Annotated in this window: 21 protein-coding genes; 10 read left to right on the top strand and 11 right to left on the bottom strand. The window is 40.8% G+C overall.

Annotation, left to right across the window (positions count from 1 at the left end; translation table 11 throughout):
• Position 1: 1 nt before the first annotated feature.
• The gene (metH, locus tag PQG45_RS02440) at positions 2–3,763 is read right to left on the bottom strand and encodes a methionine synthase (RefSeq protein WP_315576621.1); all 3,762 of its coding nucleotides are present in this window, start codon (positions 3,761–3,763) and stop codon (positions 2–4) included.
• A 49-nt stretch (positions 3,764–3,812) separates the two neighbouring features.
• Positions 3,813–4,565 carry a 3-deoxy-manno-octulosonate cytidylyltransferase gene (gene kdsB, locus PQG45_RS02435; RefSeq protein WP_315576623.1) on the bottom strand — a complete coding sequence of 251 codons (753 nt, stop codon included), beginning with the start codon at positions 4,563–4,565 and terminating at the stop codon, positions 3,813–3,815.
• 63 nt (positions 4,566–4,628) lie between these two features.
• On the opposite strand from kdsB, the gene PQG45_RS02430 reads away from it, so the two are divergent.
• From PQG45_RS02430 to PQG45_RS02405, 6 genes are read left to right on the top strand one after another with little or no spacing between them, the layout of a single operon-like run.
• Positions 4,629–5,378: a hypothetical protein gene (locus PQG45_RS02430; protein ID WP_316070242.1), complete on the top strand. Its 750-nt coding sequence runs from the start codon at positions 4,629–4,631 to the stop codon at positions 5,376–5,378.
• Positions 5,365–6,219 (top strand): LysM peptidoglycan-binding domain-containing protein, encoded by an 855-nt coding sequence (locus tag PQG45_RS02425; protein ID WP_316070241.1) that lies wholly within the window; start codon positions 5,365–5,367, stop codon positions 6,217–6,219. Before PQG45_RS02430 ends, PQG45_RS02425 begins: the two co-directional genes overlap by 14 nt.
• A gap of 1 nt (position 6,220) precedes the next feature.
• Positions 6,221–6,385: a hypothetical protein gene (locus PQG45_RS02420; protein WP_316070240.1), complete on the top strand. Its 165-nt coding sequence runs from the start codon at positions 6,221–6,223 to the stop codon at positions 6,383–6,385.
• 3 nt (positions 6,386–6,388) lie between these two features.
• Positions 6,389–7,168 (top strand): TIGR02757 family protein, encoded by a 780-nt coding sequence (locus PQG45_RS02415; RefSeq protein WP_315576630.1) that lies wholly within the window; start codon positions 6,389–6,391, stop codon positions 7,166–7,168.
• Positions 7,159–8,055: an aldose 1-epimerase gene (locus PQG45_RS02410; protein ID WP_315576631.1), complete on the top strand. Its 897-nt coding sequence runs from the start codon at positions 7,159–7,161 to the stop codon at positions 8,053–8,055. Before PQG45_RS02415 ends, PQG45_RS02410 begins: the two co-directional genes overlap by 10 nt.
• 31 nt (positions 8,056–8,086) lie before the next feature.
• Positions 8,087–8,977 (top strand): DUF3078 domain-containing protein, encoded by an 891-nt coding sequence (locus PQG45_RS02405; protein ID WP_315576632.1) that lies wholly within the window; start codon positions 8,087–8,089, stop codon positions 8,975–8,977.
• Here the strand turns inward: PQG45_RS02405 and PQG45_RS02400 are convergent.
• A complete protein-coding gene (locus PQG45_RS02400; protein ID WP_315576633.1) occupies positions 8,966–9,865 on the bottom strand; it encodes a Ppx/GppA phosphatase family protein in 900 nt (299 codons plus the stop codon). The genes PQG45_RS02405 and PQG45_RS02400 overlap by 12 nt on opposite strands.
• Positions 9,862–10,158, bottom strand: a complete 297-nt coding sequence (locus tag PQG45_RS02395) for a HesB/IscA family protein (protein WP_315576634.1) — start codon at positions 10,156–10,158, stop codon at positions 9,862–9,864. Before PQG45_RS02395 ends, PQG45_RS02400 begins: the two co-directional genes overlap by 4 nt.
• A gap of 129 nt (positions 10,159–10,287) precedes the next feature.
• On the opposite strand from PQG45_RS02395, the gene porX reads away from it, so the two are divergent.
• A complete protein-coding gene (porX, locus tag PQG45_RS02390) occupies positions 10,288–11,853 on the top strand; it encodes a T9SS response regulator signal transducer PorX (RefSeq protein WP_315576635.1) in 1,566 nt (521 codons plus the stop codon).
• On the opposite strand, the gene PQG45_RS02385 is transcribed toward porX, so the two are convergent.
• Both PQG45_RS02385 and fsa read right to left on the bottom strand, forming a co-directional pair.
• The gene (locus PQG45_RS02385) at positions 11,854–12,525 is read right to left on the bottom strand and encodes a cell division ATP-binding protein FtsE (protein ID WP_315576636.1); all 672 of its coding nucleotides are present in this window, start codon (positions 12,523–12,525) and stop codon (positions 11,854–11,856) included. It lies immediately after the preceding gene.
• 12 nt (positions 12,526–12,537) lie between these two features.
• Positions 12,538–13,194: a fructose-6-phosphate aldolase gene (gene fsa, locus PQG45_RS02380; RefSeq protein WP_315576637.1), complete on the bottom strand. Its 657-nt coding sequence runs from the start codon at positions 13,192–13,194 to the stop codon at positions 12,538–12,540.
• Positions 13,195–13,392: 198 nt separating this feature from the next.
• Here fsa and PQG45_RS02375 point away from each other — a divergent pair, with 198 nt between their 5' ends.
• From PQG45_RS02375 to PQG45_RS02365, 3 genes are read left to right on the top strand one after another with little or no spacing between them, the layout of a single operon-like run.
• Positions 13,393–14,094, top strand: coding sequence for a tetratricopeptide repeat protein (locus PQG45_RS02375; RefSeq protein WP_315576639.1), 702 nt, complete (start codon positions 13,393–13,395; stop codon positions 14,092–14,094).
• A 10-nt stretch (positions 14,095–14,104) separates the two neighbouring features.
• Positions 14,105–14,458 carry a transmembrane 220 family protein gene (locus PQG45_RS02370; RefSeq protein ID WP_315576640.1) on the top strand — a complete coding sequence of 118 codons (354 nt, stop codon included), beginning with the start codon at positions 14,105–14,107 and terminating at the stop codon, positions 14,456–14,458.
• A gap of 1 nt (position 14,459) precedes the next feature.
• The gene (locus PQG45_RS02365; RefSeq protein ID WP_315576641.1) at positions 14,460–15,380 is read left to right on the top strand and encodes a sugar phosphate isomerase/epimerase family protein; all 921 of its coding nucleotides are present in this window, start codon (positions 14,460–14,462) and stop codon (positions 15,378–15,380) included.
• On the opposite strand, the gene PQG45_RS02360 is transcribed toward PQG45_RS02365, so the two are convergent.
• From PQG45_RS02360 to PQG45_RS02340, 5 genes are all read right to left on the bottom strand, one after another.
• Positions 15,377–15,826 (bottom strand): hypothetical protein, encoded by a 450-nt coding sequence (locus PQG45_RS02360; RefSeq protein ID WP_315576643.1) that lies wholly within the window; start codon positions 15,824–15,826, stop codon positions 15,377–15,379. The genes PQG45_RS02365 and PQG45_RS02360 overlap by 4 nt on opposite strands.
• A gap of 87 nt (positions 15,827–15,913) precedes the next feature.
• Positions 15,914–16,645 carry an outer membrane lipoprotein-sorting protein gene (locus PQG45_RS02355; RefSeq protein ID WP_315576645.1) on the bottom strand — a complete coding sequence of 244 codons (732 nt, stop codon included), beginning with the start codon at positions 16,643–16,645 and terminating at the stop codon, positions 15,914–15,916.
• 80 nt (positions 16,646–16,725) lie between these two features.
• A complete protein-coding gene (locus PQG45_RS02350; RefSeq protein WP_315576647.1) occupies positions 16,726–17,937 on the bottom strand; it encodes a TCR/Tet family MFS transporter in 1,212 nt (403 codons plus the stop codon).
• 25 nt (positions 17,938–17,962) lie between these two features.
• On the bottom strand, positions 17,963–18,856 hold the full coding sequence (locus PQG45_RS02345; protein WP_315576649.1) for a sugar phosphate isomerase/epimerase family protein: 894 nt from the start codon (positions 18,854–18,856) through the stop codon (positions 17,963–17,965).
• Positions 18,857–19,262: 406 nt separating this feature from the next.
• Positions 19,263–20,000, bottom strand: a complete 738-nt coding sequence (locus PQG45_RS02340) for a hypothetical protein (protein WP_315576651.1) — start codon at positions 19,998–20,000, stop codon at positions 19,263–19,265.
• Positions 20,001–20,002 lie beyond the last annotated feature (2 nt).

Below are 20,002 nucleotides of genomic sequence, written 5' to 3'. Positions count from 1 at the left end.
TTTAAACATCATAGGTTAATACTGGACTTAACCAACGTTCAATTTCCTCTACGCTCATTCCTTTACGAGAAGCGTAATCCAAGACTTGATCTTTCGCGATTTTACCTAATCCAAAATAAGTACTTTCTGGATGAGAAAAATAGAATCCTGAAACCGATGAAGCGGGATGCATCGCATAACTTTCTGTTAATTCAATTCCCAATTGCTTTTCAGCATCTAGCAATTCAAATAATCGCTTTTTCTCGGTATGATCTGGGCAAGCAGGATAACCTGGAGCCGGACGAATGCCTTGGTATTTCTCCGAAATCAATTCTTCATTGCTCAGGTTCTCTTCAGAAGCATAAGCCCAGAACTCTTTGCGCACGCGTGCGTGCATCAATTCTGCAAAAGCTTCTGCCAAACGATCCGCTAAGGCTTTCACCATGATGGAATTATAATCATCATGCTCTTTTTCAAAGCGTTCCAATAAAACCTCAATACCAACGCCAGTTGTCACAGCAAAAGCTCCTACGTAATCCGTTTCTCCTGTTTCCAATGGGGCAACAAAATCACTCAAGCATCGATTGGGAAGACTAGCAGCCTTCTGACCTTGTTGGCGCAAATGATGTAACCAAGCATTCGAATCCGATGTTTCATCCTTTTGAACGATATCGTATTCGATATGTGTATGAACCCCATGTTTGTCGCAAGGAACTTCTTTGACCTGCTCCACGATATCATGCAAAATAATATCATCCCCAAATCCATTCGCGGGAAAGAAACCTAATGCCGCTTTGGCGGTCAATAATTTATTGTCAACAATTTCCTTTAACAGCGCTTGCGCATCATTGAATAATTTCCTTGCTTCTTGGCCTATCGTCTCGTTCTCAAATATCCGAGGATATTTGCCTGACAATTGCCAAGTCGAGAAGAATGGCGTCCAATCAATGTATTGAGCTATTTCCGCTAAATCATAATCTTGGAAATATTTCACACCCAAGAAACTCGGCTTCTTAGCCTTGAATCCAGCCCAATCGATTCCAGTAGATTTTTGACGCGCTTGCTCAATCGACAAGTAATTTTTTTCTTGTTGGCGTGCAGCATGCGACACCCGTAATTCCGCATATTCTTGTTTAATCTCGCTGAAGATTTCTTGCGAGGTCAATTCACTTTGCAACAAACGACCTGCCACAGGAACGGAACGCGACGCATCCAGCACGTGAATAACAGGACCGCTGTAATGCGGATCGATCTTAACTGCAGTATGTATACGAGAGGTTGTTGCTCCACCAATCAACAAAGGCACCTTAAATCCTTGGCGCTCCATTTCTTTGGCCACATAAACCATCTCATCCAAAGATGGCGTAATTAAGCCCGATAAACCGATGATATCAACGCTATGCTCCTTAGCAGCTGCCAAAATTTTCTCACATGACACCATCACCCCGATGTCGATTACCTCATAATTATTACATGCCAAAACGACGCCTACGATATTTTTACCAATATCATGCACATCGCCTTTAACCGTAGCCATTAGAATTTTACCCGCCGATGAACTTTCTCCCCCTTGCTTCTCAGCTTCGATAAATGGTAATAAATAAGCAACGGCCTTTTTCATGACACGCGCCGACTTTACCACTTGCGGCAAGAACATTTTTCCTTCACCAAATAAGTCACCCACCACATTCATTCCATCCATTAAAGGACCTTCAATCACCTGGATAGGACGTTCTACTAATTGACGCGCTTCTTCCACATCCTCATCAATAAACTCCGTCAAACCTTTGATTAAGGCATGCTCCAAACGTTTGTTGACAGGCAATGAACGCCATGCGTCATCGATAACGGCCTCTTTACCCACCGACTTTACCGTCTCGGCAAAATGCACCAATTTCTCTGTTGCTTCAGCATTCCGATTCAACAGAACATCCTCACATAATTCGCGAAGTACTGGGTCAATTTGATCATATACGCCTAATTGACTAGCATTCACGATTCCCATATCCATACCCGCTTTGATCGCGTGATACAAAAAGACCGTATGCATTGCTTCTCGAACGGGTTCGTTACCGCGGAAAGAGAAGGAAATATTGGAAACCCCACCTGATACTTTAGCTAGGGGTAAATTTTCTTTAATCCATTTCGTCGCTTTGATGAAATCATTCGCATAATTATTATGCTCATCGATTCCTGTCGCAACCGTTAAAATATTCGGATCGAAAATGATGTCTTCCGCGGGTAAGCCCACTTGGTCTACCAAAATCCGATAGGCACGTTCACAAATTTCAATCCGACGTTCGTATGAATCCGCTTGACCCGTTTCGTCAAAAGCCATCACGACTACGGAAGCACCATACTGTTTTACTTTATTCGCTAATTCGATGAATCGCTCTTCTCCTTCTTTCAAGGAGATTGAATTAACAACAGATTTCCCTTGCACACATTTTAACCCTGCTTCGATGACCTCCCATTTGGATGAATCAATCATAATAGGCAATCGCGCGATATCCGGTTCCGCCATCAATAAATTCAGGAATTGTGGCATCATTTTCACGCCATCAATCATCCCCTCATCCATGTTGACATCTAAAATCTGAGCACCGCCATCTACTTGTTCGCGGGCAACTGCAATGGCTTCCTCGAAATTCTCTTCGCGAATCAAGCGAGCAAATTTCTTTGAACCCGTTACGTTACAACGTTCACCCACATTAACAAAATTGGTCAACTCGGTGATTTCCAGAGGCTCTAAGCCTGAAAGTTTTTGATTATGACCAGTTACAGGCAGTTGATGTGGCGCGTATTTAGCTGCAATTTCAGCAATGGCACGAATGTGTGCAGGAGTCGTCCCACAACATCCCCCAATAATATTCACAAAACCATGCTGTAAAAAGTCCTCGATAACCTCAGCCATTTGTTCTGGGCTTTGATCGTATTCACCCATCTCATTCGGCAGACCCGCATTCGGGTGCGCAGATACATAAAAAGGTGATTTATCGTTAAGCGTCTTGACATAGGGACGCATCAAATCAGCTCCTAATGCACAGTTTAAACCTACCGATAAGAGTGGCATGTGCGAAATGGAAGTTAAAAACGCCTCCGTTGTTTGGCCCGACAAGGTTCTACCCGAGGCATCCGTAATCGTACCTGAAACCATGATAGGCAAATAAGGCTTGCTAGGATTCGTCTTGAAAAACTGATCAATTGCGAATAGCGCAGCTTTCGCATTCAGCGTATCAAAAACCGTCTCGACCAATAATACATCTGCTCCACCATCCACTAAACCTCGTACTTGCTCGGTATAAGCTTCTACTAATTCATCGAAGGTAACGGCCCGATAACCAGGATCATTTACATCTGGAGATAAGGAAAGTGTACGGTTTGTGGGTCCAATCGATCCAGCCACATAACGCGGCTTATGAGGATTTTTTGCCGTAAATTCATCAGCAACCTCCCGGGCAATTTTAGCAGATTCATAATTTAATTCATATACCAAATCCTCCATGTGATAGTCGGCCATCGCAATGGACGTACCCGAGAATGTATTCGTTTCGGCAATATCAGCGCCTGCCTCAAAATACTTGGCATGAATTTCCTTGATAACGTCCGGTCGTGTGATGGAAAGCAAATCATTGTTTCCCTTTACCTCGTGCGGAAAATCCTTAAACCGATCACCACGGTAATCGGCATCCGATAATTTATATTCTTGAATCAATGAACCCATGGCACCGTCCAGGACTAAAATCCGTTGGCGCAATTGTTCGTATATAGATGGCTTCTGCATAATCCTGCAAATATACCACAAAACGCTCAAAAGATGAGCCGAAATTTGCCTAAACTAGACCCATTTTTTTGATTTTTTCCAAATCTTCTGGCGTATCAATTCCCATCGTTTCATATTGCGTTTCGATGGTTTGAATGACATAGCCATTTTCGAGCCAACGTAATTGTTCCAAGGATTCCGCCAATTCCAAAGGACTCGGTTTTAGCAGACTTATTTCCCTCAGAATATCGGCACGATAAGCATACAATCCAATGTGTTTAAAATAGATGTGAGATGCCAGCCATTGTTCTGTTATCTTGCCTCGTAGGTGGGGAATGGTTTGACGGGAAAAGTATAAAGCTTCTCCCCGACTATTCACCACAACTTTGGGTGTATTGACAGAGAAGAGCGTATCTGCATCTTTTATTTGCTTAATCAAAGTCAAAATAGGTGCATTTGTTATAAACCCAGTCGCCAACTCTTGCAGTTGCGCGGGTTCAATAAAAGGCTCATCCCCTTGAATATTAACGACATAATCAATGTCTTCACTTATTTTGCTTAAAACCTCCGCGCAGCGATCTGTACCAGAAACATGGTCAGCATGCGTCATAATGACCTCTGCACCAAAACCTTCTGCAACTACTTTTATCTGCAAATCATCCGTCGCAATGACAACACGATGCCAACCTTGAACAGCCATGACACGTTCATAAGTACGCTGAATCATGGGCTTGCCACCTAAATCAACCAAGGGTTTCCCAGGAAAACGGGTAGATGCGAATCGAGCAGGGATAATGGCAATTACTTTTTTGTCATGCATCATTTTTCAAACTTAAGTGATGAATTTTTCTCAAATTTGCACATAATTGACGAAGATGCTTTCTGAATGATGCGAAAAATATTCAATCACCAATTTACTGATACGATTTGGAGTTTGGGTTACTGGGGAACAGTTACCGAACCAAAGGTGTGGATTGAAACACGCAATTCAGAACAAATTCAAACATTTACATTGGATTTACATTCCTTGTCTCTCAATGCAAATCCCCAAGCACCCGAACACAATCATTCACTTCAGTGGTTGGCCGGCTTAGCCGACGGAGGCGTATTCTTAAGGCTCCGACAAGGGAAAAACCCGGGTATAGAAGGATTGGAAGCCTATGATTTCCCGAGCGGGGCATTGCGTTATTCGCTACCGATCAAGCAATGGAGTACGCTTGAAAACCAACAATTGATTACGAATCAAGGAATAATTGATTTAGCAACCGGAAAGGTACAAGCCTCATTAGATTCAAATAAAATAATAAGCAATTTATCAGTTGAATCGCCCATGCATTTCGAGGAAAGCCAGGCAGAGTTTCAGGCATTCGTCACCCTATTTGATCAAAAATTTCAGGAAAAAATCGGAAAAGGGATGGATTATTGGGAAGGCTCGAATAAGCTGATATTTTCTTATTATATTTACGAGAAGACTTGGAAAAACCAGCTCAGAATTTGTGATTTTGAATTCAATACGCTGTTTTTAGAGACTTTAGCCGAAGGGGAGTTGATGGGTTACCACACTTTCCAATGCGTGCAAAATACTTTATTTTTCATCAAAGATAAACGTGAACTTTTCATCTATGCAGATTTATAAACTTCGCTTCGCTATTCTATTCGTCATGCTAGTAGGCACTTTCCGTGGCATGAGTAACAGCCTTGATTCATTAGGCTTGAAAAAAGAAAACAACAAGACCTATTTGGTCTATAAAGTAGGCCCGAAACAAAACCTTTACAATGTCTTGAAGCGATTCAACTTATCGTTGGCCGAATTCAAACAAGTCAATCCCGAGATTGAAATACCCGTAAATTCGGGCGAATTAGTCTTTATCCCTTTGCATTACCTGGATGAAAGTACAAATACATTGCTTTCCGTTGCAAAAGCTTTGGAAAAAACCCCCGAAGAGAAACCGCGAAATTCAACTGGGATCCACATGGTAACTGCGAAACAAAGTTTATTGACCGTGGCAAACATGTACAAAGTTACCATGGCCGAAATTCGTAAATGGAATAACCTAACTTCCGATGTGCTGAAAGAAGGTCAACGACTCGTGGTAGCAGCTCCTTCAACAACAACTCCAATCGATAAGTCGGCGCAATTACCCACGAAAGGAACCGAAGAAACCAAAGCACCTACGGCTGCAGCAGAACAAACGGATGCCAACGGCATGCGCAAGACGATTGAGACCGGTATGGCTGAATTAATTGATGTTCCCGATAATTCAGGCAAATATTTAGCCTTACATAAATCGGCACCCATAGGAACCTTGGTATTAGTTAAAAACCTTGCTAATGGACAAAGTATTTGGGTGAAGGTGATTGGCCGTCTACCTAATACAGATAGCAAATTAATCATCAAGCTATCTCCCAAAGCATTTGAACGTTTGAATGCGGTGGACAAAAGAATCCGGGCAGAAATCAGCTATTTAGTTCAATAAGATGGCCAAACGCAAAAGACCTATCACGGCAGGAACAATCGCTTTTGAGGTATTATTCATCCTCTCCTATCCGTTTATTGCTGCATTTTCAACGGTCATAACTGTTGCTGTTTGGGTGCTATCCTTACCATCGCGGTTATTGGCTTTCTTTGGTAACAGAAAATAGGCCATGGAAGCACATGTGATTAAATTATTGGATGAGAAATTCCATTTTTTCAATCATACACGCTTTATCGAACACGACCCCATCCAGATTCCGCATCTCTTTACGAAGAAGCAAGACATTGAAATCATGGGGTTTTGGGTGGCTGTGTTGGCATGGGGCCAACGAAAAACAATCATTTCAAAGGCGCATGAATTAATCGATTTGATGGACGGCAGCCCACTTCAATTCATCCTCCAACATCAAGATAGCGACCTAAAACGCTTTGAATTGTTCAAACATCGAACCTTTAATGCCACGGACGCTTTGTATTTTATTTCATTTTTCAAACGGCATTACCAGGCAAACGAAAGCTTAGAAGCAGCTTTTAGTACGCAATATCAGGACGAAGAAATTACTGTAGAACAATCCATCAATCGATTTTACGCGCATTTTTTCAACGATGAATTTGCGCCGCAACGCACACAAAAACATATAGCCTCTCCTGCTAAAAATTCGGCATGCAAGCGCATCAACATGTTTTTGCGCTGGATGGTGAGACAAGATGAGGCTGGGGTTGATTTTGGCATTTGGAATAAAATCAAACCACATCAATTGGTTTGCCCATTAGATGTACACGCGTTACGAACCGCAGAAAGTTTACAATTGATTCAACCAGGACCTACCAACTGGAAAAAAGCCGTTGAATTAACGGATACCTTACGGGCCTTGGATCCTAATGACCCTGTTAAATATGATTTTGCCCTGTACGGTATGGGCATTGAAGAGAAAACGATATGGAAATAGTTAACATAAAAAGCCCTGATGGCACAGCCTATTTTGAAATAATTCCAGCCTTTGGAGGAATGTTAACTCAATTAAACTGGGCTGGGAATGTCATTAAAATTCCCTTTGAAAATCAATTTGCCAACAGTGAAAATCCTTATCACCCCAGTGCATTATTAAGCCCCTGGGTGAATCGAGTGCGAAATGGCAATTATTCCTTTGAAGGAAGAAATTATCAGTTGCCGGTTAACGAACCTAACTTAGGCAACGCCATTCATGGGCTGTTGGCACGAATGCCATTTGACATAAGCCTTGAGGCTTCGAAAGCTACACTAACGTATCATTATGACGCAGAAGAAAAGGCTTACCCATTTCCGTTTGAGATGCAATTATCCTATTCCTTTTCAGTTGACAATTCGTTTCAATTGCAGTTTCAAGCGAAAAATATAGGTTCAGGCAATATGCCTTTTGCATGCGGTTGGCATCCATATTTCAATCTAACGCAAGGAAATCTGGCAGATTGGATCATACGATTTGATTCCATAAGTAAATTCCATTCCGATAGCCAAATGATTCCCTTGCGCGAGGAAAGCTTTGATGCGAGTGCCGGAGTAGATCTTGGCAAAGAGGTATTGGACAATGTATTTAGGCTGGAACCCAAGACGAAACACATTACAAACCTGTATAATAAACAGAAAAAGGAATCGTTGTACCTAGAACAATCCAGTATCGATTTCCCTTTTTTAGTTGTATTTGCACCTGAAAATTCAAACTGCGTAGCGATCGAACCGATGTCGGCAAATACCGATGCGTTTAATACCGGAGATGGATTACGCATCTTAGCTCCGAACGAGATCTTTCAATCAAGCGTTAAGATTTGGTATGAAAAAGCCGACAATGCAGTCTAAATAGGCAAAACCTTTTTGTACATTTGTAATTATGATGCAACGATTCTTTTTTCTTGTGCTACTTATATCGAGTATACATGCCGTAAAAGCGGATGTTGTGGCTGATAGTTTAGCAAGTAAATGGAAAAGAGACTTCAATACGGGGATTAATTTAAATCAATCGAGTTTTTCCGACAACTGGAAAGGTGGAGGAACCAACACCTTCGCCATCGGTTGGTTTTTAAACCATTCCGCGAAAGTAATCAATAACAATTGGCGTTTAAATAGCGATTTAAATCTACAAGTAGGTTTTCTTCAAAACCGCTCACAAAGCTTGCGAAAGAACGTTGATCGAATCTTTTATGAATTTAAAGCCGGTTATCGAATAAGCCCCAGATGGGATTTTTATGGTTCAACCAACTTTTCATCTCAGTTTTTCCAAGGTTTCGAATACGGGAAAAAGAATACGAAGGGAATTCCTGTAGATTCATTGGTGTCAAACATTTTCGCACCAGCTTATTTAACCTCTTCCATGGGTTTTGAGTATCATCCAGACAAATCCTTTTATACGCGAATTGGTGTAGGAAGTTTACGCCAAACCTTTGTGTTTGATGAGCGAATTTCTAGAGCTGGCCTATTTGGTTTGGAGAAACCCGGCGATAACATTCGTAACCAATTCGTTTTTCAATATTTGATGAATGTTGAAAAAGATATTTTCCAGAATATCAACATGAAAGCGCGTTATTCGGCATTGGTGGACTACTTCCGGATGGGCTATGCAAACGGCATTGTGCACCGATTGGATGCGAATTTCACGATGAAGGTCAACAAATACGTTAGTACGAATTTACAAGCAGTACTCTTCAAGGATTATGACCAAGATCCCAATTGGCAATACTCTCAAATACTTTCGATGGGTGTCTTATATCGACTAGCTAATTGATCTTTTACGTTGCTGCATCCGCTCATGCAACATTTGAATAATACCATCTTTCAGTCCTAGGTCAGGCACAAAAATTGTTTGGCAACCCGCTAATTCCATGGCAGTCAAATAGATTGAAGCAGCAGGCACAATCACGTCAGCACGATCTGTATTTAAACGCAATTTATTTACGCGATCCTCGTAAGAATAAGAACTAATGAAGTCAGTGATGCGCTGTAATTCATCAATATCCATGGTTTTCTCATCGCTTACTTGACTGGACAGATTGTATAATTTACTGATATTACCTCCTGTACCGACAGCATGAACAGGTCCTTTCAGAGATTCCATTTGTAAGGAGATCCATTTTTTCATTTTATCCCAATCGCCTTCTTTTTCTTTACCTTCCAGTAAGCGCACAGAACCAATTTTAAAAGATTTTGATGCGAATTTCTCTTGATTGCGGTAAAAATTCAATTCGGTAGAACCACCACCCACATCGATATGCAGGTAATTCTTCTTCGGGTTTAGGGATTTAACGACAACATCATTGATTAATTCTGCTTCACGTGCCCCATCGATAATTTGAATTTTCATATCCAAAATCTTATGGATACGCGTTACAAGTTCAGCCGAATTTGCGGCTTCCCGCATGGCTGAAGTAGCACAAATGGAATAATCTTGTACCTCGTGCAAATCCATCAGCAACTTGTAAGCATGCAATAACTTAAATACACGCACCTCAGATTCAGGTGAAATTGTTCCATGACTAAATACATCGTGACCTAAACGTAAGGCAAAACGGACATATTCAACGCGTTTAAAACTCATCATCCCGTCATTTTCCAATACACTGGATATTTGTAAACGAGCAGCATTCGAACCGATATCTATGGCAGCAAACTTCATGAGATGGGATTGGGTTTATGTAAGTAAAAACCATTGGCACTAGGCTCAAAGCTTATTTCTGTGCCTAAAACAAATAATAATTGCCTTTTATCAATAACCACGGGGATTTCTTGAATGAGGTATTCCTCATCAAATTCCGTTTTTTGATCAAAACCTAAGACATATGTTCCGCCACATGTTCCCCCGCGCATACCAACCCGCAGAAAGGGCTCAGGCATCTTGCCCTGTTGGACAAGTGCAACAAGATTTTCGTACGCTGCGCTTGAGAATGAAATAGGAGAATTATTTGACATACATGCAATGAAAGCCTGCGCAAATTTAGTTAAATTTAACCTGCTATAAAGCTTTTTGTAATTAACATTTTTTAAGGATTTTAAAGCAATAAAAACGTATCGCTACGTTTAGTTGATAAAATATACAGCATGAATTATTCCATTCTTTGGGCAGACGACGAAATTGATTTATTAACTCCCTACATCATATTTTTAGAAAACAAAGGCTATCAAGTGACAGCAGTCAATTCCGGCGCTGATGCATTAGACCTAGTGAATAAGCAAAAATTCGACGTTTTATTTTTGGATGAAAACATGCCTGGTATGACAGGTCTTGAGGTTTTGATTGCCATCAAGCAAATTCGACCTAACCTTCCTGTCATCATGATTACCAAATCCGAGGAAGAGGAACTTATGGAGGATGCAATCGGATCTAAAATTGCCGACTACCTCATCAAACCACTCAATCCAAACCAATTATTACTTTCAGTAAAACGAATCTTCGACAAGAAACGTTTGGAGGATGAGAAGACAAACCTGAGTTACCAACAAGAATTCAGGGAACTTTCCATGCGCTATCAAGATGATTTAAACGCTTCGGAATGGGCTGAAATTTACAAGAAGCTGACTTATTGGGAATTGGAAATTGATCAAACGGAGAATAAATCGATGTCGGATGTCCTGATTAGTCAGAAGTCGGAAGCCAATGTCCATTTCAGTAAATTTATTGAGAATTCGTATGAGTCCTGGTTACAAAAGCCCAATAGCGACACACCGATCTTGAGTCATTTAATGATGCGCAAATATGTTTTTCCGCGCCTTCAAGACAAATCGCCCCTCTTCTTTATTTTGGTTGACAATTTACGTTATGACCAATGGAAAACCTTGGAGGTGTTTATCCAAGATTATTTCCAAGTGGAAGATGAGAAGACCTATTTTTCGATTTTACCTACAACCACGGCTTATGCGCGAAACGCTATTTTCGCAGGGATGATGCCGATGGAAATACAAAAAAATTACCCCGACAAATGGGTATTTGATTTAGGCGATTCAGAGGATGAGGAAGGCTATAACCAGCATGAGGAATTTTACCTCAACGAACAATTAAAACGCTTAAAAATAGACGGGAAGGCCTCATATCATAAAATTATCCATCAGTACCAAGGAAAACAGCTCGTCGATAATTTTAACAAATTATTGACCAATCAACTCAATGTTGTCGTGTACAATTTTGTTGACATGCTCTCCCATGCACGAACCGATATGGCCATGATTAAGGAATTAGCACCCGATGAATCAGCCTACCGGAGTCTAACGGCGAGTTGGTTCCAGCATTCCCCCCTATTCGATTTCTTGAAGCGCATTGCGGAGAAAAAAGGTCGTGTTATTATTACCACGGATCATGGCATGATACGGGTACAAAACCCGATTAAAATCATCGGAGATCGCAGTACGAATACCAATTTACGCTACAAACAAGGGAAGAATTTAAATTGGGATGCTTCGAACAAAATGATGGTTTGTCGGAAGCCAGAGCAATTATTTTTACCAAAACCAAACGTATCCACCTCGTATGTATTTTCGAAAGAAGATTATATGTTTGCGTATCCAAACAACTACAATCAATATGTAAACCACTATCGAAATACCTTCCAGCATGGTGGTATTTCCCTGGAGGAATGCATCATTCCGGTAACTTACTTGACCGGGAAATAATTAAAGTGAATTTACGGGAACGATATTCCCACCCTCGCATTTCAAGATTTTGCCAGGAACGCGTTGAATGGTGTGGTAATCATGGCTAGCCATGATGATGGAAGTTCCTTGCAGGGTTAATTGCTTAAACAAATCCATGATTTCAATGGAAACCTCTGGATCAAGATGACCCGTAGGCTCATCGGCAAGAATTAAAACGGGATTATTCAATAAAGCCCGGGCAATCGCGATACGTTGTTGTTCACCACCGGATAGTTTATGAACACGCTTGTGAATCGCATTTGACATGCCTACTTGTTCCAAAACGGCTTCAATACGCGTTTTAATTTCCGTTTGGTCTTTATGTCCCGTAGCTTCCAATACGAAAGCCAAATTACGCTCTACATTGCGATCGGTTAGCAATTGAAAATCTTGAAAAACAAAACCCAATTTACGACGCAGATAAGGAATGTCTTGGTTCTTAATGGTTACCAAATCATAGCCTGCAACTTGAGCAGCCCCCGAATCAATGACTAATTCGCCAAAAATAGATTTAAAGAACGTACTTTTACCGGAACCTGATTTACCAATGAGGTAATAAAATTCGCCTGCTTCAACTGTTAACGAAATATCTGTTAACGTAGGAATTCCTTCCTGCGAGATATGAACATTTTCAAAAGAAAGTACAGACATAAAAAAAGGGTATTATTGGTTCGATTTAGCGTGATCAGCTAAAAATGTAGCTAAACCACTATCCGTTAATGGGTGTTTTAATAAGGCTAACATCGCAGACAAAGGACCTGTCATAACATCCGCACCGATTTCAGCGCATTTGATAATATGAATAGGGTGACGTACGGAAGCAGCTAAAATTTGTGTATCAAACTCGTAATTATCATAAATCACACGAATTTGATCAATCAAATCCATGCCATCAAACGAAATATCATCCAAACGACCGATAAATGGGGAAACATAAGTTGCTCCCGCTTTGGCAGCCAATAATGCTTGACCCGCAGAGAAAACCAACGTACAGTTTGTTTTGATGCCCCGATTAGAAAAATATTTTAATGCCTTGATACCATCCTTAATCATAGGAATCTTAACGACAATCTTGTCATCTAATTCCGCCAATTCTTCACCTTCACGAATCATCCCCTCGTAATCCGTAGCGATAACCTCTGCAGAAACATCTCCTTCGACTAAATCACAAATTGCCTTGTAATGACGTAAAACGTTATCTTTTCCGCTGATGCCCTCTTTGGCCATTAAGGAAGGATTTGTTGTTACACCATCCAAAACACCTAAATCTTGTGCTTCTTTGATGTGGGCTAGATTAGCCGTGTCGATAAAAAATTTCATATGGATAGGTTTGTGTAAGGACAAAAAAAAATGGCAAATTCACCGCTACAACCAACCTACCTTTGCTTCTTTCACGACCTGGAGGATTCAGCGGGAGCTGGTAATTTGCCGATGCAAATATGGCAAAATCTGCGCTTTTTTCAAAATATATGCCAATAATTTCCGAATACCCCTTAACTTTAATTTCAAATTAAACATATGCGAATCCTATCCACAATCTGCCTTTCCCTCCTATTACTCGCCTGCTCCTCAGATGCAGACTCTTGGCTGCAAGAGGCCAAAAGCCGTTTACAAAAAGGGGAAACAGTATCTGCCAAAGAAGCCATTAAGAAAGCACTTGAAAAAAATCCAGGACTAGCTGAAGCCTACAATCTTCAAGGGGTTATTGCATTTCAAGAGAAAAGTTGGGTTGAGGCACGCACCAACTACCAAAAAGCCATTGAATTAAAGCCTTCCTTATATACCGCACAATTAAACTTAGGGGCCTTAGAAATGGAGCAAGGACAGTGGAAAGCTGCCTTAGCACCTACAGAAGCTGCCGTAAAACTACAACCTGATTCGAGTGCTGCTTATTTACAACGGGGAATCGTACATGCCGCATTAGGCAAATCGGATGCCGCTGTTGCCGACTTCACACAAAGCATTTCAAAAAACGCAAAGGAAATCAATGCCTTATATAATCGGGGGAACATCTACTTCCAACAAGAAAAATACGCACTAGCCAATCAAGATTTCGAATCCTGCGTTCAAATAGACCCAAGTTTTAGCAAAGGATTCTACGCGATGGGTTTAAGTTATTATAAAGTAAACGAGAAAGAGAAGGCATGTTTCGCTCTACAACAAGCTCAAAAATTAAAATACCCTGGAGCCAAAGAGGCTGTAGAAAACCTATGTAATTAACCCGATGAAAATGAAAAAAGTAATATCCTTTTTAGGAATCTTCTTTTCCCTAAGTTTTTTATTATTTACGTATTGGCAATTCAACGATCCCGATCCGATTTTATGGATGCCCATTTACGGGGTAGCTTCATACGTCTCCTTTCAGGCATTTAGAGGACATTTCAACAAAGAGCTACTCGCAATATTATTTATACTGAGTGCATGTGCAGGCATACAATTATGGGTTGAAATGACCGCTTGGGAAGGATTCATGACAGATGGTTTAGCGATGAAAACGATGAATCAAGAATTAGCTCGTGAGGCCGTAGGACTTTGGATCGCTTCATTTTCGTTTGCCATTTATTTCATCTCAGAAAAAAAATAAAATGCTTGAATTAGGTTTTGCTTCGGCGATATTGCCCAATTTATCCTTGGAACAAGTCTTGGATTTTGCACATCGTGCTCGCTTCGCATGCGTCGAAGTGATGTGTTGGCCTTCTCAAAATAGCGATACCCGTCGCTATGCGGGTGTAAGCCACATAGCCGTAGACCAACTCGATTCCTTAGGCCTATTGAATTTAAAGACGTACCTAAAACAACATCCCGTAAAAATCTCCGCGTTGGGCTATTATCCGAATCCCATGGATCCCAATGAGGAACAAGCCTTGTTTTACCGGGAACATATTAAGAAAATTATTCGTGCCGCTGCAGTCTTAGAAATACCGGTGGTAAACACGTTCGTTGGCCGTGATTTCACAAAAAACATCGCTTACAATCTGGACAAATTCAAAGAAGTCTGGCCTGAAATCATTGCTTTAGCTGATTCGCTCCAAATAAAAATTGGCATCGAAAACTGCCCCATGTTTTTCACAGATGATGAATGGCCGGGTGGCAAAAATTTAGCGACAACACCGAAAATTTGGGATCAATTATTTACCATCATCCCGTCGAAAAATTTTGGCTTAAATTATGATCCATCGCACATGGTTTGGCAGCGAATGGATTACTTGTATCCAATCTACCATTATGCAGAAAAACTGCACCATATCCATTTAAAGGACGTAAAAGTCTATCCAGATAAATTAAATCGGGTGGGGATTATGGCAAATCCCTTGGAGTATCATTCACCCAAATTGCCGGGTTTAGGCGATATTCATTGGGGTAAATTCATTAGTGCTTTACATGATGTGCGTTACCGGGGACCCATCGTAATTGAGGTTGAAGACAAGGCATTTGAAGGCTCGGATGATGATGTCCAAAAAGCAATTTATATGGCAAGGAATCACATAAACACCTTTTTGCCTTAGGGAGCAGGTACCATTTTTACGGAAGCATTCACGTAGGCCGACTTGTAATTACGTGTACCAGAAAATACAAATTCGGTTTTCAACAGACTATTAATTTCTCCTATACCATCTAGAACAAAATAATTCGTTTCAGAAATTTGTAATTGTGAGTCGTTGTTAATCAGTTTCCATTTACCTGAAGCCGTATTATTGCCTGTATTATCAATGGCTAGACATGTACCGTTTGCATAAAATGTCAAGCGAATCTTAGACATATCGTATTGTGAGCCTTCTGCAGTTCTACCTCGTTGATAAACCGTACCATTTAAATAACCACTTGCCGTTATTTCTTGAATCTGCCAAGTTGTACTTAATAGAATTTCCGTTTTCGTTTTGGGGTCTAAACTAGCATCCGTTTGGCATGCAAATAACATGCTTAAACTCAACAGGATATAAATGTATCTCATACAAGGATTAATGAATGACAAAAGTACGAATTAGTCAGAAATAAAAAAGGGGCAACAAGGCCCCTTTATTATTCAATAAAGCATTACCTATTTCGTAGGTTTTGCAAAAATATTCGCATCAATGTTTGGATTAATTTCAACTGTAACCGTCTCCACAGTCATCATACCGCCCATGGGACTTGTTGTTTCCATCGTATAAGGAAAATACAAACCATCGACAGCCTTGTAATTTGAAAAGTTAACTTCTGTGTCAACCTCTTGTCCATTAGCTTTCTGTTTCCCGGTCACCTTAACAATAAAATATGTGGATGCAGAAACATATACTTGCGTTTCATCACCGCCATCTTTCGTGACTTTCAACAAATAAACATCAGCGCCATCCAACTTCTCTTTACTTTCTAATTCAATCTTAGCTCCTTCTTTTTGTGCAATGATCAAAGCCGATCCGATGTTTTTTTGCGAAGCTGCCATTTTAACTTGGTCGGCTGGCATAGTTTCTGGCTCTCCAGTACCACCCATCATCGCGGGACGCATCATCCATCCCGATTCGCCATTGATTGCCGTAATAATTTTATTTCCCATCACCTCAACTTCCGTTCTGAAACCTTGACCCACTAAAATGGATGTCTTACTTTCAATATCCATCCCTTGAACACTGAATTTATTTTTCATCACCAAACTTTTTACCGCCGTCCACTTTTCAGGACTTCCCATGGCTGCTTGATGTTTACCCAAAACCTCTTCTGTGGATTGAGCATTTAAAACGATTGAGCTGCATAAAAGCAATCCCAAGAATAAGGTATTTAGTGTATTTTTCATAAGGGTTTTATTTTTCGAAAGGTATTAATTTCTCTCATAATTCTATGTCCATTAAACCTTAATTCAAACCAATTATCAGTTTACTGATTATTTTCAGGAATAGATCGCATGATAATTCCCCACGCTAAAAAACCGACAATTCCCGCAGCAAAGAAAGCTGCACCAGGAAAATTATGTTCCGAAGTCGTGAAATAAGCGAATAAATTCGATGCAAATAAAGGCCCTAAAATCGTTGTAATCGACTGAAGACTTGTTAAACCTCCTTGCAATTCTCCTTGTTCATTGGCACCCACTTGCTGCGTAATTAAACTCTGCAATGCTGGACCAGCTAATCCTCCTAATCCAAAGGGAACCATAAAGGCGTACATCATCCACGATTCCGTCGCAAATGCAAACAATAAGAATCCAAAAGCCCAAAGCAATAAACCGTACGAAATAGCTTTCCGCTCCCCTATTTTGGGTGTAATGACACGCGTTAATCCCCCTTGAACAACTGCAACGATCAATCCAACAAAAGCCAAAGAATAACCTACTTCATCAGGAGACCAATTGAAAACTTTCATCGTAAAATAGGACCAAGTACTCGGATGTGCTTGACTCGCTAATTGAACACAGAAATATCCGGCAATTAATCCCAAAACAAGTGGATGGTATTTCGACATGTGTTTCAGAGAACCAAATGGATTCGCACGCTTCCAATTAAACGGTCGGCGATTTGCTAAACTCAACGATTCTGGCAACACAAAATAACCATATAAAGCATTCACCATCGTCAAGGCTGCTGAAGCATAAAAGGGCAAATGCACATCGATATTACCTAAAGCGCCCCCAATCGCAGGTCCAACAATAAATCCTAGTCCAAAAGCCGCCCCGACCATACCAAAATTCTTTGCACGATTTTCAGCGGTGGACACATCAGCAATATAGGCTTGTGCCGTGGTAAAACTTGCTCCTGTAATACCCGCTAAGATTCGACCTACAAATAACCAGGTGATGTTGGGGGCATTTGCCAACAGCAAATAATCCAATGAGAAACCAAAAAGGGATGCTAAAATCACCGGTCTCCGACCGAATTGATCCGATAATCCACCCAAGATTGGTGAAAATACGAATTGCATAATGGCATAGGAAGCCATTAGCCAACCAGAATATTGAGAGGCGACACTCAAATCACCTCCCGTAAAACCTTGAATCAAGGTAGGCATCATGGGAATGATAATCCCAATGCCCATTACATCAATCAACAAGGTCACAAAAATAAAACCAATGGCAGCGTCGCGCTTTTTAATCATATCAATAAATTAAGTCGGCAATTTACTAAAATTGATACGCAATTCTACCTTGTAAGAAATCTTTACTGATTTGAGCACATTGAACGGGCAATTTTGCTTTATCAGGAACAGCATCTAATTCTACAATAGCCCAGCCTGAAAACTTGATTTTATCTAAAGCGGCAAATACACCAAGGAGATCTACATTACCCCGACCTAATTCAACGAATTTATATGACTTCGGATTTGAATCACCTTGAATTGGACATTCTACATCCTTGATATGAAGGCTATGTAAAACCTTTTGGTATTTCAAAACTGCCTCCGCTGGCTTGCCTCCGCCTTGATGGTAATGCGCGACATCCAATAATAAACGAACATAGGCTGGATTCATAGCCTTTACTAAGGCATCAACCTCCTCCGGCGTCTCACCATATTGATTCATGTGGTTGTGATAGGTCGCCTGAATGCCTATCTCTTTCGTTAACGCTCCGATTTCATTCATCGCAACTGCCAAACGGGCTAATTCATCAGCCGTGGGCGGGATATTATTTTTCCGCAAACTGTTTGTTAACTGAATCGACGAACCACCCAAATCCTTAACAAAACGGGCATGATTTAAGTGCATCGCAGCATTTGCTTCCTTTTTTGCAGGATCAATTTCCACATTCCCGCTCGAAAACATGACCAATGACATCCCTTTCGAATCCAATAATGCCTTAATCTCAGCCGGATTGTCCTTGTATTTGGCATACGTATTCGCACGCAATTGGATGCCTTTAAATCCTAACCCAGATAACTCCTCGATAGCTAATTCATCCTTACCACCCCAGGTGATAGCTGAATAACCCATGCGAAAGAATTTGGATTTGGCAGTTGGCAAAAATGCAGCCAAAGCCAATAGGGAATTTTGGGCAAGGAATCGACGACGAGATAACATAGATAGGTGAGAGTTTAGAGGTAAGAGGTAAGAGGTAAGAGTTTTGACGTTGGACGTTAGACGTTGGACATTAGACGTTGGAGCTCAGTTGTTTAAATAGGTTTTATCACATAAAACAACAAAAAATATCAGAGATAAAAAAGGGAACAATGGCTAATAACCGAAATACTTTTATAACCCTAGGCTTTAGCCTAGGGTTAACCAGAATAATGTCATTGGGAAGAAAAATCTTGCAAAATCTACAAAAAATAGACGCGAGGTATCGCGTCTCTACATAGAAAAATTATCCCTGGGCTTTAGCATAAGGGTCCCAATAATAATGTCAAGTGCGAAAAAACCTAAATACTTTTATAACCCTAGGCTTCAGCCTAGGAATCACAAAACTAAAGTCTGGGACTAACAAACACTAACGGCTTACCTTCAAATACTCCGCCAAAGCCATCAATTGATCCGTTCCGATGTAATCTACGCCCAAATCCAACAAGGACTGATAAGCCATTAAACTCTCAGGTGTCGCCCATAAACGCACCACACGTCCAGAAGCGTGAACTTTATCTACATAAGTCTTCAGCTTCGTCCGCAATGTAGGAGTCATCGGACTTATTCCATTCCAAATACCAAATTTGTAAAATGCCTCACTCTCTAACACAACATGAGAGGCTAAAAAGGATGGCACCTCCTCATTCGACCGACCGTCAAAAGTTAACCATGCAGGAAATTTGACATAATCCGAAACCACAGGTCGGTTACCTGAAATGACGATGCGGAATTTATTTTTCAACAATAAGTCTTTGTATGGTTCGATGGCTTTTACTAACAAGGGCATGGTTGAGTCAGCAGAAGTCTTACTATCAATTAATAATTGGTGAAAATTCCCCGCTTTACCTGATTCCAACACACGAACCAAGGGGTCCAAATACAAATTCTGAAAGGTCCGAGTTGCTTTTAAATCTTTCACATCATGGGCTACTAACAGTTGGCCATTCACCGCATACACATCCACTTCGATGGAACCAAAGCCCAACGAAAAGGCCTCGTAAAAAGGCCTTTCGTGTTCATAATCGTTATGTGCATGTGCTTTAGTCAAAAGATTTTGACCGAATATTGGACTTGAAATCAGCAAGAACAAAAGCAGCTTTTTCATCC

Origin of the sequence: Aquirufa regiilacus, assembly GCF_032470275.1 — a bacterium.
In the GTDB taxonomy this organism is placed as follows: Bacteria; Bacteroidota; Bacteroidia; order Cytophagales; family Spirosomataceae; genus Aquirufa; species Aquirufa regiilacus.
The sequence above is the reverse complement of the archived record's forward strand: the minus strand, read 5'-3'. Positions and strand labels throughout refer to the sequence as shown.

What these genes read in the sequence shown, in the direction of transcription:
- metH (WP_315576621.1), bottom strand. Translation starts at nt 3,763, where the DNA reads ATGCAGAAGCCATCTATATACGAACAATTGCGCCAACGGATTTTAGTC.
- kdsB (WP_315576623.1), bottom strand. Translation starts at nt 4,565, where the DNA reads ATGATGCATGACAAAAAAGTAATTGCCATTATCCCTGCTCGATTCGCA.
- PQG45_RS02430 (WP_316070242.1), top strand. Translation starts at nt 4,629, where the DNA reads ATGATGCGAAAAATATTCAATCACCAATTTACTGATACGATTTGGAGT.
- PQG45_RS02425 (WP_316070241.1), top strand. Translation starts at nt 5,365, where the DNA reads ATGCAGATTTATAAACTTCGCTTCGCTATTCTATTCGTCATGCTAGTA.
- PQG45_RS02420 (WP_316070240.1), top strand. Translation starts at nt 6,221, where the DNA reads ATGGCCAAACGCAAAAGACCTATCACGGCAGGAACAATCGCTTTTGAG.
- PQG45_RS02415 (WP_315576630.1), top strand. Translation starts at nt 6,389, where the DNA reads ATGGAAGCACATGTGATTAAATTATTGGATGAGAAATTCCATTTTTTC.
- PQG45_RS02410 (WP_315576631.1), top strand. Translation starts at nt 7,159, where the DNA reads ATGGAAATAGTTAACATAAAAAGCCCTGATGGCACAGCCTATTTTGAA.
- PQG45_RS02405 (WP_315576632.1), top strand. Translation starts at nt 8,087, where the DNA reads ATGATGCAACGATTCTTTTTTCTTGTGCTACTTATATCGAGTATACAT.
- PQG45_RS02400 (WP_315576633.1), bottom strand. Translation starts at nt 9,865, where the DNA reads ATGAAGTTTGCTGCCATAGATATCGGTTCGAATGCTGCTCGTTTACAA.
- PQG45_RS02395 (WP_315576634.1), bottom strand. Translation starts at nt 10,158, where the DNA reads ATGTCAAATAATTCTCCTATTTCATTCTCAAGCGCAGCGTACGAAAAT.
- porX (WP_315576635.1), top strand. Translation starts at nt 10,288, where the DNA reads ATGAATTATTCCATTCTTTGGGCAGACGACGAAATTGATTTATTAACT.
- PQG45_RS02385 (WP_315576636.1), bottom strand. Translation starts at nt 12,525, where the DNA reads ATGTCTGTACTTTCTTTTGAAAATGTTCATATCTCGCAGGAAGGAATT.
- fsa (WP_315576637.1), bottom strand. Translation starts at nt 13,194, where the DNA reads ATGAAATTTTTTATCGACACGGCTAATCTAGCCCACATCAAAGAAGCA.
- PQG45_RS02375 (WP_315576639.1), top strand. Translation starts at nt 13,393, where the DNA reads ATGCGAATCCTATCCACAATCTGCCTTTCCCTCCTATTACTCGCCTGC.
- PQG45_RS02370 (WP_315576640.1), top strand. Translation starts at nt 14,105, where the DNA reads ATGAAAAAAGTAATATCCTTTTTAGGAATCTTCTTTTCCCTAAGTTTT.
- PQG45_RS02365 (WP_315576641.1), top strand. Translation starts at nt 14,460, where the DNA reads ATGCTTGAATTAGGTTTTGCTTCGGCGATATTGCCCAATTTATCCTTG.
- PQG45_RS02360 (WP_315576643.1), bottom strand. Translation starts at nt 15,826, where the DNA reads ATGAGATACATTTATATCCTGTTGAGTTTAAGCATGTTATTTGCATGC.
- PQG45_RS02355 (WP_315576645.1), bottom strand. Translation starts at nt 16,645, where the DNA reads ATGAAAAATACACTAAATACCTTATTCTTGGGATTGCTTTTATGCAGC.
- PQG45_RS02350 (WP_315576647.1), bottom strand. Translation starts at nt 17,937, where the DNA reads ATGATTAAAAAGCGCGACGCTGCCATTGGTTTTATTTTTGTGACCTTG.
- PQG45_RS02345 (WP_315576649.1), bottom strand. Translation starts at nt 18,856, where the DNA reads ATGTTATCTCGTCGTCGATTCCTTGCCCAAAATTCCCTATTGGCTTTG.
- PQG45_RS02340 (WP_315576651.1), bottom strand. Translation starts at nt 20,000, where the DNA reads ATGAAAAAGCTGCTTTTGTTCTTGCTGATTTCAAGTCCAATATTCGGT.